The organism is Alcanivorax sp. HI0083, from assembly GCF_001635175.1.
Window position 1 is genome coordinate 1 of sequence record NZ_LWFX01001691.1, and the last position, 497, is coordinate 497.

General features: G+C 64.0%; 1 protein-coding gene. It reads left to right on the plus strand.

Features of this window, described 5'->3' with window-relative positions:
* The coding region (locus A3754_RS24730) for an AarF/UbiB family protein (RefSeq protein WP_156497213.1) at positions 1 to 497 on the plus strand (497 nt) is incomplete at both ends.

A 497-nucleotide genomic window follows, 5' to 3' on the forward strand; every position in this document is an offset into this window, starting at 1 on the left:
GGTGCTCAACGGCGGCCTTTTCCATGCCGACCCGCACCCCGGCAACATCATGATCACCCCGGACAATACGCTGGTACTGCTGGATTTCGGCTGCGCGCAAGCACTCACCGACGACGCCCGCCGGGGTTACTTCCGGGTGCTGCAGGCTTGCATTGTTGGCGATGAAACCGTCATCGCCGACACCCTTACCGCCCTCGGTTTTGTCACCCGCAGCGGCGACCCGGCCACCCTGCTGGCATTTGTCTCTGCGGTGCTGGACCAGGTCCGCGACGCCATTATCAATCCCGGGCAACAGACCGGCTGGCCCACTGCAGAAGACATGATGCAGCAGGTCAGCGAACTGCTCGGCCGGCTGGAACACGACCCGGTGGACACCCTGCCCGGTGATTTCATTATGCTGGCCCGGGTCTTCGGCACCCTGGGCGGGCTGTTTCTCCACTATCAACCCAATGTGGACGTGGCCACCCTGGTACTCGGCTACCTGACCCGCCCCCTGG